The following is a 13,294-nucleotide window of genomic DNA, read 5'->3' as shown; positions in this document are numbered from 1 at the left end:
ATGTCAATGCAGACTTGTTCCGCCCTGCCCCCGTTGCTATCGGAAGAACCATGACCAGCCCCATCATGAGCAAAATCGACCACCAGCCGCAGACCCTGCGCGACATCGTGCAGGAGCGGATGCGCGAGGCGATCATCTCCGGCCAGTTTGCCCCCGGCGAACGGCTGGTGGAGCGGCCCCTGTGTGACCAGTTGGGCGTCAGCCGCACCGTGGTGCGCGAAACGATCCGGTACCTGGAGGCAGAGGGGCTGGTGGAGATCCTGCCCGGAAAGGGGCCGATTGTGGCGCAGCTCACATGGGCCGACGCGCGGCAGATCTACGACATCCGCCAGATGCTGGAGACCGCCGCCGCCACCGAATGCGCCCGCAACATCACGCCGCAACTGGCAGAGCAGTTGCGGGCGGCACTGCAGAGCCTGCAAGAGGCCGTGGGCGCAGGCGTGCCCACCCCGATGCTGCGCGCCACGACGGAGTTTTACCGGATCATCTTCGATGGCGCCGGCCACAACGTCGCCTGGGAAATCGCCCAGCGTCTGAACGGCCGCATCAGCCGGCTGCGGGCAGTGACGCTGTCTACCGCGGAGCGCCAGAAGCCCGGCCCCGCCCATATGCAGGATATCTGCGAGGCAATTGTGTCAGGGGATGCAAAGGCTGCACAGGCCGCCATCGAACGGCACCTGAGCGACGCCAAACACACCGCCGAACGGCTGTTGCAAGAAAAATAGCCGGCCTCCTCACTGGAAACCGGCTACCCAGGTTTGTTTGGCGGGCTGAATTATCAGCCCAGGATGCCGGGCAGGTTCAGCCCGTGCTCCCGCGCGCAGTCCTTGGCGATGTCATAGCCCGCGTCCGCATGGCGCATGACGCCGGTCGCCGGGTCATTCCACAGCACGCGGCCAATGCGGCGGTCTGCGTCCTCGGTGCCGTCGCAGCAAATCACCACGCCGGAATGCTGCGAGAAGCCCATGCCAACGCCGCCGCCATGGTGCAGCGACACCCAGGTCGCGCCGGAAGCGGTGTTCAACAGCGCGTTCAAGAGCGGCCAGTCAGAGACCGCGTCAGAACCGTCCATCATCGCCTCTGTCTCCCGGTTCGGAGACGCGACAGAACCCGAGTCCAGATGGTCGCGGCCAATCACCACCGGTGCCGACAGCTCGCCATTGCGGACCATCTCGTTGAACGCGAGGCCGGCCTTGTGCCGGTCGCCGAGGCCGATCCAGCAGATCCGCGCAGGCAGGCCCTGGAAGGCGATGCGTTCCTGCGCCATGTCCAGCCAGCGGTGCAGGCCTTCGTTCTCCGGGAACAGCTCCTTCATCTTGGCGTCGGTCTTGCGGATATCCTCCGGATCGCCCGACAGAGCGCACCAGCGGAACGGGCCGATGCCCTTGCAGAACAACGGGCGGATATAGGCGGGCACGAAGCCCGGAAAGTCAAAGGCGTTCTCCAGCCCCTCCTCCAGCGCCATCTGGCGGATGTTGTTGCCGTAATCCACCGTGGGCACACCCATCGCGTGGAAGTCGCACATCGCCTTCACTTGCACCTTCATCGAGGCGCGGGCGGCCTTTTCCACCGCTTTCTTGTCCGATTCTCGGCGCTCTTTCCATTCGCCCATGGTCCAGCCCAGCGGCAGGTAGCCGTTGACCGGGTCGTGGGCGGAGGTCTGGTCGGTCACGATATCGGGGCGGATGCCGCCTGCTTCGGCGCGTTTCACCAGCTCCGGGAAGATCTCTGCCGCGTTGCCCAAGAGGCCCACGGATTTCGCCTCACCTGCCGCGGTCCAGCGCTCGATCATCTCCAGCGCTTCGTCGAGGGTTTCGGCTTTCTCGTCCAGATATTTGGTGCGCAGGCGGAAGTCGATGCTGTCGGGGTTGCACTCCACCGCGAGGCAGCAGGCACCGGCAAACACGGCTGCCAGCGGCTGCGCGCCACCCATGCCGCCCAGGCCGCCGGTCAGGATCCACTTACCCTTCAGGTCACCGCCGTAATGCTGACGACCGGCCTCGGCAAAGGTCTCATAGGTGCCCTGCACGATGCCTTGGGTGCCGATGTAAATCCACGAGCCAGCGGTCATCTGGCCGTACATCATCAGGCCCTTCTTATCGAGCTCATTGAAGTGGTCCCAGTTGGCCCAATGCGGTACGAGGTTCGAGTTCGCGATCAACACCCGCGGCGCGTCCTTGTGGGTCTGGAACACGCCGACCGGCTTGCCGGACTGCACCATCAGGGTCTGGTCTTCCTCGAGGTTTTTCAGGTTTTCGACAATGAGGTCGAAGTCCTTCCAGGTGCGCGCGGCGCGGCCGATGCCGCCGTAGACCACCAGCTCATGCGGGTTTTCCGCGACGTCGGGATGCAAATTGTTCATCATCATCCGCATCGGCGCCTCAGTGAGCCAGGACTTGGCGGTGATTTCCGGGCCGGTGGGCGGAAAGATGTCGCGGGTGTTCTTGCGGGGATCGCTCATGCCGAGGGCCTCCAGTTTTTGAGATCAGTCAGAATGTTGGTGAGATGGGCGCGCAGTTCTTCCGCGCGCTCCTGCAGATAGGTCCAGGGCGGGCTTTCCTGGCAGTAGGTGGCCTGCGCCAGCTCCATCTGGATAGCGTGCAGGCCGTCCGCAGGGCGCCCGTAGTGGCGGGTGGTCCAGCCGCCCTTGAAACGGCCGTTGAGGGTGGAGGTATAACCCTCCGCCGCCGCGCATTGGGCCACGGTCAGCGCCTCGATCGAAGCGTCGCAGGTTTCGCCCATGTTGGTTCCCACATTGAAATCCGGCAGGCGGCCCTCGAACAGGAACGGAATGTCGCCGCGGATTGAGTGGCAGTCGTAGAGGATGGCAAAGCCATGGATCGCCTTCACCCGCTGCATCTCCGCCGTCAGCGCCGCGTGATAGGGCGCGTGATAGGCGTCGCGGCGGCGGGTGATCTCCGCCTCATCCGGTTCCTTGCCCTCCTGCCAGATCGGCAGCCCGTCAAAATCCGTGAGCGGCACCAGAGTGGTGGTGTTTTGCCCGGGATATAGACTGATACCACCCGGATCGCGGTTCACGTCGATCACATAGCGGTGGACCGGTGTGCGGACGGTTGTCACCTCCTCTGCCAGCCCGGAATACAGGTCATGGATATGCCAATCGGTATCGGCCAGCGCCCTGCCCGTCTCGTTCAGGCACTCCCAGATGTCCGGCGGCACATCGGTGCCGGTGTGGGGCAAGCCCAGCACCAGCGGCGAGGTGCCTTGGGTCACTTCGATCATGCCGTCACCTTCACGCCTGCGGCCTCCGCAATCCGTCCCGCACGGACCATGGCGCTGGCGGCTTCGATGTCGGGCGCCAGGTAGCGGTCCTCTGCCAGCGCGGGGATATCGGTGCGCAGCATTGCCAGCACGTCCTGCAGCCGGGCGGAGGTCATGAGCGGCGCGCGCGCCTCCACCCCTTGTGCGGCGCAGAGCATTTCGACGCCGAGGATCACCGACAGGTTGGCGTTCATCTTCGACAGCCGCAGCGCGCCATGGGCGGCCATGGACACATGGTCCTCCTGATTGGCCGAGGTCGGGGTCGAGTCGGTCACGCAGGGGTTGGCCAGATGCTTGTTCTCGCTCATCAGCGCGGCGGTTGTGACTTCGGCAATCATGAAACCGGAATTGAGGCCTGGATCCGGCGTCAGGAACGGCGGCAGGTCGTGGCTGAGGGTCGGATCCACCATCAGCGCCACCCGGCGCTGCGCGATGGCGCCGATTTCGGCGACGGCCAGCGCGATCTGATCCGCGGCAAAGCCCACATATTCGGCGTGGAAGTTGCCGCCCGAGACGATCCGGCCTTCGTTCACCAGCACCAGCGGGTTGTCGGTGACGGCATTGGCCTCGATCTCCAGCGTTTTGGCGGCCATCCGCAGTACGTCCAGTGCCGCGCCCACCACCTGCGGCTGGCAGCGGATACAGTACGGGTCCTGCACGCGGGTGTCGCCCTCGCGGTGGCTCTCGCGGATCTCAGACCCGTCCATGATCCCGCGCATTTCGCGGGCCACGTCGATCTGCCCGGCATGGCCGCGCAGGGTGTGGATGTCGGCGATCAGCGGCGCGGTGGAGCCCATGATGGCGTCGGTGCTCAGCGAGGCAATCGCCATAGACGCCTCTGCCATGCGCCAGGCGTCAAACAGCCCCCCCAGCGCGCAGGCGGTGGAGAACTGGGTGCCGTTGATCAGCCCCAGGCCTTCCTTGGGTCCCAGCACAATAGGCTCTAACCCGGCCTTTTTCAGCGCTTCCGCGCTGGACATGCGGGTGCCTTCGAACGTGGCCTCCCCTGCCCCGATCATCGCCGCCGCCATATGCGCCAGCGGTGCCAGGTCGCCCGACGCGCCCACGGACCCCTGCGACGGGATCACCGGCACCACGCCGCGTTCCAGCATCTGCTCGATCTGCTCGATCACCAGCCAGCGCACGCCCGACGCGCCGCGGCCCATCGACAAGAGCTTCAGCGTCATCATCAGCCGGGTCTTGTCCTCCGGCAGCGCCTCCCCTACCCCGCAGCAGTGGCTGAGGATCAGGTTGCGCTGCAGGGTGGCGGTGTCAGCCGGTGCGATCTTGGTCGAGGCCAGTTTGCCGAAACCGGTGTTGATGCCATAGACGGCTTCCTCACCCGCAGCGGCCTCTGCCACCATTTTCGCGGCGGCCTCCACCGGCTCACGCGCCGAAGACGCCAGCTTGGCCGGGGTCAGGTTGCGGTAGATATCTTCCAGCGTGGACAGCGTCACCGTGCCGGGGATCATCTCGATCATCGTTTTCCCTCATAGATACGGGTGTAAAGCGGGTTGAAGCCGATTCGGTAGGCGAGCTCGCCGGGCGTTTCCACGTCCCAGACCGCCAGATCGGCACGCATGCCGGCAGCAATCTGGCCGCGGTCCGTCAGACCCAGCGCGCGGGCCGCGTTGCGGGTGACGCCTGCCAGCGCTTCCTCCGGCGTCATCCGGAACAGGGTGCAGCCCATGTTCATCGTCAGCAGCAGCGAGGTCAGCGGCGAAGAGCCGGGATTGCAGTCGGTCGCCAATGCCATCGGCACGCCATGGGTGCGGAAGTGGTCAATCGGCGGCATCTGTGTTTCGCGGATGGTGTAGAACGCACCGGGCAGGATCACCGCAACGGAGCCAGCGGCCGCCATCGCCCTGGCGTCGTCTTCGGTGGCGTATTCCACGTGATCGATCGACAGCGCGCCGTACTGCGCCGCCAGTGCGGTGCCGCCTTGATGGCTCAGCTGCTCGGCATGCAGTTTCACCGGCAAGCCCAGCTCCTGCGCGACCTTGAACACCCGTTCGATCTGCGCAGGCGCAAAGGCGATGTTTTCGCAGAAGCCATCGACCGCATCCACCAGCCCCTCCGCATGGGCCGCGCGCAGGGCGGGAATGCAGACTTCGTCGATGTATTCATCGTCGCGGCCCTTGTATTCTCCGGGGGTGGCATGGGCGCCGAGGAAGGTGGTTTTCACCGTCACCGGGCGCAGTTCACCGAGGCGGCGGGCAGCGCGCAGCATGTTCAGCTCGGTATTCAGATCCAGCCCGTAGCCGGATTTCACCTCCACAACCGTTGCGCCCTCGGCGATCAGCGCATCCAGGCGCTGCAGCGCATCCTGCACCAGCTGTTCAAGCGATGCCTGGCGGGTGGCCGACACGGTGGAGACGATGCCGCCCCCTGCCCTAGCGACTTCCTCATATGACGCGCCATTGAGGCGCATCTCGAACTCCATCGCCCGGTTACCGCCGAATACGATATGGGTGTGGCAGTCGATCAGGCCCGGCGTGACCAGCCGCCCGTTCAGATCAACATGCTTCCAGGGAAAATTGTCAGCTGACAATTTCTGCCGCAGCCCGGCCCAGACGATTTTCCCGTCGGAAACCGCAACAGCGCCGTCTTCAATCAGCCCGTAAGGCGTGTCCGTTCCGGCCATCGTGGCCAGCCGCGCGCCTGTCAGAACATAGTTTCCCGTCACGGAATCCCCCCGAGTCGCTTCATTACCGGTTTGGCAATAAGCTACTCATTTAGGCGATTATGTCTAGTCATAAAATGAATAAGCTGCGGCTTGGCCCAGGGCCCCTAGATCCCCTCTTTCCGCGGGATCCGGGGGTGCAGATCGTCGATGATGATCGGATGCGCATGCGGGTGGCCGCCCTGCAAATGCGGATGATCCGGCGGCAAGTCCGGGTGGCTGTGTGCCACCGGCGCGGCACTGTCCGCGGGCCACAGGCGCTGCGCCACGATCAGCCCGGCAGCAGCCAGCAGCGCCAGCACCAGCATCGCCGGCCCTGCCCCCCAGACCGCCATCAGCCAGGCCGACAGCGGATAGAAGACCAGCCAGCAGGCATGCGAAAGGGTGAACTGCGCAGCAAAGACTGCAGGCCGGTCCTCTGCATGGGCCGAGCGCGCCAGCAGCCGCCCCGAGGGCGTCATCACGGCGGAATAGCCGAGGCCGATAACAAACCAGGCAATTGCCAGCCGTGCAAAGCTCAGCGGCAGTGCCAGTGCTGCCAGCGCCAGCAGCCCCAATGCGGCAGTCCCCAGCACGCCGCCCGCCAGCATCACGCTGCGGTCAGGAGCACGCTCCAGCAGCCGCGGCAGCAGCATCGCCGACAGCATCGAGCCACCGCCGAAACAGGCCAAGGCCAGCGCCACTGCGCTTTCGCCCCGCCCCAGCCCGGCGCGCACCAGCACCACTGTATTGACCAGCACCATCGCCGCCATCGCCGAGACCACCCAGTTCATTGCCAGCAGCCCGCGCAGCCGCGGTGTGCGCAGATAATTCCGGATGCCGCGGGTGGTGCGCTGCCAGATCGGCCGCGGCGCCTTGGGCGCTGGCGACGGCAGAACGATGGAGACGAGCAGCAAGGCTGAGGCTGCAAACCCCGCCGCAGTGCCCCAGAACAGTGTCGAGGAGCTGACCAGAACCAGCAGAGCCGCGGCCAGCATTGGGCTGATGAGGCTTTCCAGTTCATACGCCATCCGCGACAGCGACAAAGCCTGGGTATAATCCTTCTCCTCCGTCAGCACGTCGGGGATCGAGGCCTGGAAGGCAGGCGTGAAACCAGCTGAGGCCGATTGCAGCACGAAGATCAGCAGATAGACTTGCCAGACCTCCGTGACGAACGGCAGGCAAACCGCAACCGCCATCCGCACCATGTCCAGCGCGATCAGCATCCTGCCCCGGTCCACCTGTTCGGCCCAGGCGGCGGCAATCGGGGACACGGTGACATAGGCCACCATCTTGATCGTCAATGCGGTGCCCAGCACCACACCGGCACGCTCCCCGGCCAGATCATAGGCCAGAAGGCCAAGCGCCACTGTCGCCAGTCCGGTGCCGCTGAGCGCCACGATCTGGGCTAGGAACAGATGCCGGTAGGTCCGGTTCTTGAGGATGGAGAGCATGAAAACCTTGCCTTCTGGCTGGGAATCTTTCCGCCACTGTGGCCGCGGCGTGGCGCTGAAAGCAATGGTCCAATGCGGCCGGAGCCCCAGGCAAAAGAAAGAATTGTCAGCTGACAATTTCAGTCAAAAGAGGCCTTTGCCGGGAGGTGCCGCGGGTGATTTTCAGCCTCAAACTCTGCGCCGGTCCACATCCGTTTCCCGATGGAAACCGGCTTCATGCACAGGGCGGGTTTCGCTGTGTTCCTAATAGTTGCCAGCTGACAATTCACCTCTGGACCCTGTTTTGAAGAAGCTGAAGTCCAGTGCTCACCGGGCCAAACTGGTCTCTGAAACCCGGCAGCTTGCTAAAATTGGCAGCTGACAATCTCCGCCCGGTTCCCCGCCTGCAGCAGTGCGTTCAGCATCGGTGCCGTGGAAAACTGGCCCGCACGCGCCTTCTGCGCCAAGCGTCTGAGGTAAGCGCCGGGGCTGCGGATGGAGCCGAGTTTCTCCAGCATGCACATGACAGCCGTTGCCGCCTCCTTGCGGCCCATGGCAGCACGTGCATCGCTCAGAACCGGCATTTCGATCCCCATCATCGGTGACAGGGTTTCGGCAATGCGGTCGGCATCCTGCCAGCTGCGCAGCGCACCGGGGTAATAGGTTTGCACTTCGGGGCAGGCGCGCAAGACGGTGGCGAGATCACCGGCATTCTCTGCATTGCCAGACGTTGCACCTGAATGCTGAGGTTCGGGGCAGGGCGTTTTGGGCTGCGCCTCTTCAGAGTCAGAATCTTTTTTTACTGAATCCTGTATGTGCCGCTCATTCTGGCTGTCAGGGGCGCTCAGTTTGGGTGCAGAGGGCAGGGAGCCTTGCGGGGGCTCCTCTGGTGTCCGGCTGGCAATTTCCGCGCGCAGCAGATTGCTCATCGCGGACAATTCGGCTTCGCAGGGTTTGCGGCGCAGCAGTTTACGGGCGGTTTCCAGCAGCGTTTCGCAGGGCTCATCCGCCAGCTCCAGCAATTCCTGCCGCAGCACGGCAACCCGGTCGCGCAGCACCGCCAGACGCTCGGCACGGGCCTTGGCTTCCAGCGCGGCATCAAAGATCTGGCTTGCGTGGCGGGCGAGGGGAGAGAGGTCAAAACCGAAGGCCAGGGCCATGTCATTACCGCTGCGGCGCGCGTAACGCTTGCGGTTGGGGCTGTTCTTCCGGCTGACAATACCGATGCGGGTGAGGGCGGCCAGATGGCGGCGCAGGGTGCTTTCGGGCATCCCGTTCAGCCGTTCCATCAGCTTGCGGTTCGACGGGAACACAATGGCGCTGTCCGGTTCGGCTGGCAATGCGCGCTCCGGGAAAAACGTCAGCAGCGCCTTCAGGACGCCGAGGGTGCGGTGGCTCAGTTCAAATTCCGCGGCGGCGTGCGTCAGTGCAGCCAGAAGGTCCCACTTGTCGTGAGTACCCGCCAGCCGGCCGCACGGATCCTGCCGCCCAAATGCGATTTGGGACGCCTGTTCCATGATTTTTTCACGAAAGACAAAAATACCCGCCCCTGTGCGGCGCACAGAGTTGACACTGACGAGTCTGAGAGGCTATTCCAAAGGTGCTAAATCTGAGAACGGCCTTCTGGGATGTAATGTCCTGGGGGGCTTTTCTTTTGCCTGCTTACGTGCCTCCTGTCCTGTTTTCTCTGCTCTTGCTCAGTCTTCCGGCTGCTCGGGCTGGTCTTGCTGCCAGCGGCCGTGAAGCTCTGCCATGATCTCTTCGGCGTTTTCGTCGAACCAGGCGTCAAAGCCGGGCGCGTGCTTGCCGGAGATCGTCAGGGTGATGCCCTTGGCGGTTGTCTTGATGCCTGCGACCTCAGCGCCGTTGCTGCCGGGCAGGGCGCGGGTCTTTGGCGGGGCAGGGGGGGCTTTCACCTCCTGGCTCACGCCCTGAGCATGGGTCAGAACCGCCTCGAACCGCCCGTCGGAGTCAAAAGTGGTGAAATCGGGCCGGTTGGTCCGGGTGATTGCCCGGGCCCGAGCGGCGGGGTCCTGAAACAGCTTGACCAGCAGCATCCAGCGGTCGCGGCCGATCCCGGGGGCGGAGCCGATTGCCCGCAGGAACGGCAGTTCAAACGCCGTGCCGACCTTCAGCATCCGTGAGACCATCGGCAGGTCGATTGACAGCGCCGCGGCAATTGTCTGCCGGTCATAGCCGCCGTCCTGCAGTTGTGCCGCAAAGGACGCCTTTTCGATAAAGCTGAGGTCCAGGCGCGAGGTATTTTCCTGCCCCTGCGCCATCACCAGCGCGTGGTCGTCCAGCTGCCGCACCATCGCCTTTACGGCCATGCCAAGTTCCCGCAGCGCCATCAGGCGGCGGCGTCCGTAGACGATTTCGAACCGCCCCGGCGCCTTGGGGTGGGGGCGCAGCAGCACCGGCACCTGCTGGCCATAGGTCCGCAGGCTCTCCTTCAACTGGTTATGCGCGGCGCCGTCCAGACCCAGCCGGTCTTCGTAGCCCGCGTCATCGATCAGCGCGGCGTCAATTTCCTGCACCGCGCTTTCCTGCAGCTTGCTGAGCGAGGATTGCAGCGCCCCGACCGCACCGCGGGGCATCATTTTGGGTTTCGGCCCGCCAGCGGATGCTGCCGGGCTGCTGAGTGCCGTGCTGAGAATGCCTTTGCGTGCCATCAACGCCTCCATGCTTGTTGAAGGAGCGATTCTATTTCATCGTTAACTTGATTCAGTGAATCGACCGCACGGTCGTAGGTTGACCTGTGAAACATGGACCTTTCGACCTCATAGACGGTTTGCTGGGTCAGGCCCGCGTCGGAAATCGCGGTGGATTTCAGCATCGGGGCGACCATCACTTCCTCGCCGAACAGCTGCCGCAGAAATGCAACCACTTGTTGCTGCGGGCCGTCGTTTGGCTCGTAACGGTTGATGAGGAAGCGCAGGAAATCGAATTCCAGCGCGGCGCCTGCGTTGGAGACCACGTCCAGAAGTTCGGCTGACATCTGCAGGAACTGCGACATCGAGGCGATGTCGAGCATGTTCGGCACCACGGTGATGATCACCCCGGTGGAGGCGCAGAGCGCCGACATCGTCAGATAGCCCAGCTGCGGCGGGCAGTCGAAGATGATGACGTCGTAATCCTTCTCGACCTCCTCCAGCGCCGCCGCCATGCGCGAGAAAAACGCGGGCTGCACGTTGTTGATCAGCGCCTGCGGGGTCTCGTGTTCGAATTCCTGCAGGATCAGCCCGCCGGGAGCGAGGTCCAGATTGGCGAAATAGGTTTCCTGGATGATGTCGCGCAGGGGCAGGGGGTCATCATAGCGGATTGCGTCATAAATCGTCCCTGTTTCGAGGAAATCGACCTCTGGACGGTAGCCGAAAAGCGTCGTCAGCGAGGCCTGCGGGTCGATATCCACCGCCAGCACCCGGTAGCCCTTGAGCGCCAGCCGCTGCGCGGTGTGAATGGACGAGGTGGTCTTGCCCGATCCGCCCTTGAAGTTCAGGAACGACAGCACCTGCACCTTGTCGCCCTCACGGCGGCCGCGCAGGTAGGTGCCGGGGGTTTTGGCCGCGGCATCCAGGATCTTGCGCATCTCCATCAGGTCGGCGGCGGAATAATGGCGGCGGCCGCCCGGCGTGGTGTGCACCTCGGGGAATTTGCCGTCAAAATGCAGCTTGCGCAGGAAGCTGGGAGAGATCCCCAGCATCTCGGCCGCTTCGCCCGCGCTGAACAGGCGCAATTCCTTCCTTGCATCCGGCGCAAAACTGGCCAGCATGTGGCTGTTGAGGGCCGCACTGAGGTTCTCCGCGTTCTCGCGGATACGCTGATTGATGTGGAGTGCTACTGCCACCTGCTGCCCTCTCGATAGTAACGCTGTTTTGCGTCAGCGCTTTATTTATCGTTTCTATACGCAATGCGAACGCAGTTGTGCAATAGATTCCTTCAGTTAGAGGTTGCAGACGGGCTAGCCGGTTCCCCGCCTTGCATGGTGTTTTTCGAATGAAACTACCGCAAGTCATTGAAATTGCAAGTAGTGTGATCCTTCGGACGAGGTTTCACGGCCTGTGGATAATTTTTCGCTGCGGTATGCATGATGCGCAAGACCGGTGCGGCCGGCGAGTCGTTAAGGCAGGGAGATTCCCGGAAAATCTGCAGGTTTAGGGTCTGTTTGCATGTTCTGCGCCTTGTGCGGGATTCACGGGTCCTGACCTAAGGCCGGTTCCGCCGGACAGAGTGTCGGTTTCTGCAACCGGATTTCGCAATCCTGCAGGTGAAACCCGATTCATTTGGTGAAACTCACTGTCAAAGGAGACCCCTGCCATGACTGAGCAAGCCACTGCCACCCGCGCACGCTCCGGCGGACGCAACGCCCGCCGCGCCCTGCGCACCGCCCCCAAGTTCGACATGCTGCCGGGCCTGACCCGCAACATCCCGCTGTGCGAGGTGATGGACGGCGGCCAGGTCGAAAAGATCGACAATGCCTCGATGGATATCCTGGAGAACGTCGGCGTCCAGTTCCGCGACCCCATCGCGCTGGAGGACTGGAAACGCGCCGGCGCCAAGGTCGTGGGCGAACTGGTTTACCTCGACCGCGGCCTGGTGCGGGAATTGATCAAAACCATTCCCAGCGATTTCACTTATCACGCGCGTGATCCGAAAAAGAACGTGCGCCTGGGCGGCAAGCATTCGATCTTTGTGCCGATGACCGGCGCGCCGTTCCTGCGCGACCTGGACGATGTGCGCCGCAACCCGATGCTGGACGACCTGGCGATGTTCCACAAGCTGGCGCATATGATGCCGGCCCTGCATTCCTCGGCACACCACATCGTCGAGCCGTATGACCATCCGATCAGCCAGCGCCACCTGCGGATCACCTATTCGTCGATGAAATACTCCGACAAGACGTTCATGGGCATGACCACCAGCCCCAAGAACGCCGAGGACGTGATGGACATGTGCGCCATCCTGTTCGGGGAAGAGTTCATCATGAACAATCCCGTAACCACCGGTAACTGCAACGGCAACTCGCCGCTGGTCTGGGATGAGACCATGCTGGGCGCCATGCGTGCCTTTGGCGCCCGCCGCCAGCCGGTGCTGTGCTCACCCTTTGTTCTGGGCGGCGCCAATACCCCCGCTTCTGTTGCAGCCTCGGTTGCGCAGCTGAACGCAGAGGCGCTGTCGGCGCTGGCCTATACCCAGGTCTGCAACCCGGGCACCCCGGCGATCTATGGCCACTACCTGTCGACCGTCAGCATGAAGTCCGGCGCGCCGATGGCGGGCACGCCCGAGATCAGCCTGATGAACTTCATGATCGGCCAGATGGCGCGCTACTACGATGTGCCGTGGCGGACCTCCAACACGCTGGGCGGTGCCAAGACGTTCGACGCGCAGGCGGGGTATGAATCCGCCACCACCCTGTCGGCAGTGATCCATGCGGGCGCAAACTACATCTGGCACTCGGCGGGCTGGAACGAGGCCGGGATGCATTGCTCTGTCGCCAAGTTCATCGTCGATGCAGAGCAATGCGCGATGGCCTACCGGATGGCGGAAGGCCCCAAGTGGGACGATTTCGACCAGGCCATTGCCGCGGTGCCGGATGTCGGCCCCGGCGGCCACTACCTAGGCCACCCGCATACGCAGGAGAACTTCCAGGAGGCGTTCTTCATGCCGGAGCTGTTCGACAACAACTCAATCGAGCAATGGCAGGCCGAAGGCAGCGTCGAGATCACCGAACGCGCCCTGACCCGCGCCAAGAAGCTGCTGGCGGAATACCAGGAACCGAAGCTGGACGAGGCCAAGAACGAAGAATTGCTGGATTACATCGCACGGCGCGAGAGGGAAATTCCTGCCGCCGACGAGTTGAACCAGAGCTATTGATCTCTCCTCCCCGACTGGCCCGCCCCAATGAATATGGGCGGGC

10 protein-coding genes are annotated in these 13,294 nt (G+C 63.6%); 2 read left to right on the top strand and 8 right to left on the bottom strand.

What is annotated here, in order from left to right; genetic code table 11:
* Window positions 1-50 precede the first annotated feature (50 nt).
* Window positions 51-725, top strand: a complete 675-nt coding sequence (locus A9D60_RS04605; protein ID WP_065266518.1) for a GntR family transcriptional regulator — start codon at window positions 51-53, stop codon at window positions 723-725.
* 53 nt (window positions 726-778) lie between these two features.
* On the opposite strand, the gene hutU is transcribed toward A9D60_RS04605, so the two are convergent.
* From hutU to repA, 8 genes are all read right to left on the bottom strand, one after another.
* Window positions 779-2,461, bottom strand: coding sequence for a urocanate hydratase (hutU, locus tag A9D60_RS04600; protein ID WP_065266517.1), 1,683 nt, complete (start codon window positions 2,459-2,461; stop codon window positions 779-781).
* A complete protein-coding gene (gene hutG, locus A9D60_RS04595; RefSeq protein WP_065266516.1) occupies window positions 2,458-3,243 on the bottom strand; it encodes an N-formylglutamate deformylase in 786 nt (261 codons plus the stop codon). Before hutG ends, hutU begins: the two co-directional genes overlap by 4 nt.
* Window positions 3,240-4,763 carry a histidine ammonia-lyase gene (gene hutH / locus A9D60_RS04590; RefSeq protein WP_065266515.1) on the bottom strand — a complete coding sequence of 508 codons (1,524 nt, stop codon included), beginning with the start codon at window positions 4,761-4,763 and terminating at the stop codon, window positions 3,240-3,242. The genes hutG and hutH overlap by 4 nt, the downstream gene beginning before the upstream one ends.
* Entirely contained in the window at window positions 4,760-5,968 is a 1,209-nt protein-coding gene (hutI, locus tag A9D60_RS04585; RefSeq protein ID WP_065266514.1) for an imidazolonepropionase, read from the bottom strand. Before hutI ends, hutH begins: the two co-directional genes overlap by 4 nt.
* Window positions 5,969-6,072: 104 nt before the next feature.
* Window positions 6,073-7,398, bottom strand: a complete 1,326-nt coding sequence (locus A9D60_RS04580) for an MFS transporter (protein WP_065266570.1) — start codon at window positions 7,396-7,398, stop codon at window positions 6,073-6,075.
* A 344-nt stretch (window positions 7,399-7,742) separates the two neighbouring features.
* Window positions 7,743-8,894 carry a plasmid replication protein RepC gene (gene repC / locus A9D60_RS04575; RefSeq protein WP_065266513.1) on the bottom strand — a complete coding sequence of 384 codons (1,152 nt, stop codon included), beginning with the start codon at window positions 8,892-8,894 and terminating at the stop codon, window positions 7,743-7,745.
* A 180-nt stretch (window positions 8,895-9,074) separates the two neighbouring features.
* Window positions 9,075-10,049, bottom strand: a complete 975-nt coding sequence (repB, locus tag A9D60_RS04570) for a plasmid partitioning protein RepB (RefSeq protein ID WP_065266512.1) — start codon at window positions 10,047-10,049, stop codon at window positions 9,075-9,077.
* Window positions 10,049-11,224, bottom strand: coding sequence for a plasmid partitioning protein RepA (gene repA, locus A9D60_RS04565; protein WP_065266511.1), 1,176 nt, complete (start codon window positions 11,222-11,224; stop codon window positions 10,049-10,051). The genes repB and repA overlap by 1 nt, the downstream gene beginning before the upstream one ends.
* A 470-nt stretch (window positions 11,225-11,694) precedes the next feature.
* On the opposite strand from repA, the gene A9D60_RS04560 reads away from it, so the two are divergent.
* On the top strand, window positions 11,695-13,251 hold the full coding sequence (locus tag A9D60_RS04560) for a trimethylamine methyltransferase family protein (RefSeq protein WP_065266510.1): 1,557 nt from the start codon (window positions 11,695-11,697) through the stop codon (window positions 13,249-13,251).
* The last annotated feature ends 43 nt before the right edge of the window (window positions 13,252-13,294 follow it).

Origin of the sequence: Leisingera sp. JC1 (genome assembly GCF_001679925.1) — a bacterium.
In the GTDB taxonomy this organism is placed as follows: domain Bacteria; phylum Pseudomonadota; class Alphaproteobacteria; order Rhodobacterales; family Rhodobacteraceae; genus Leisingera.
The sequence above is the reverse complement of the archived record's forward strand: the minus strand, read 5'-3'. Positions and strand labels throughout refer to the sequence as shown.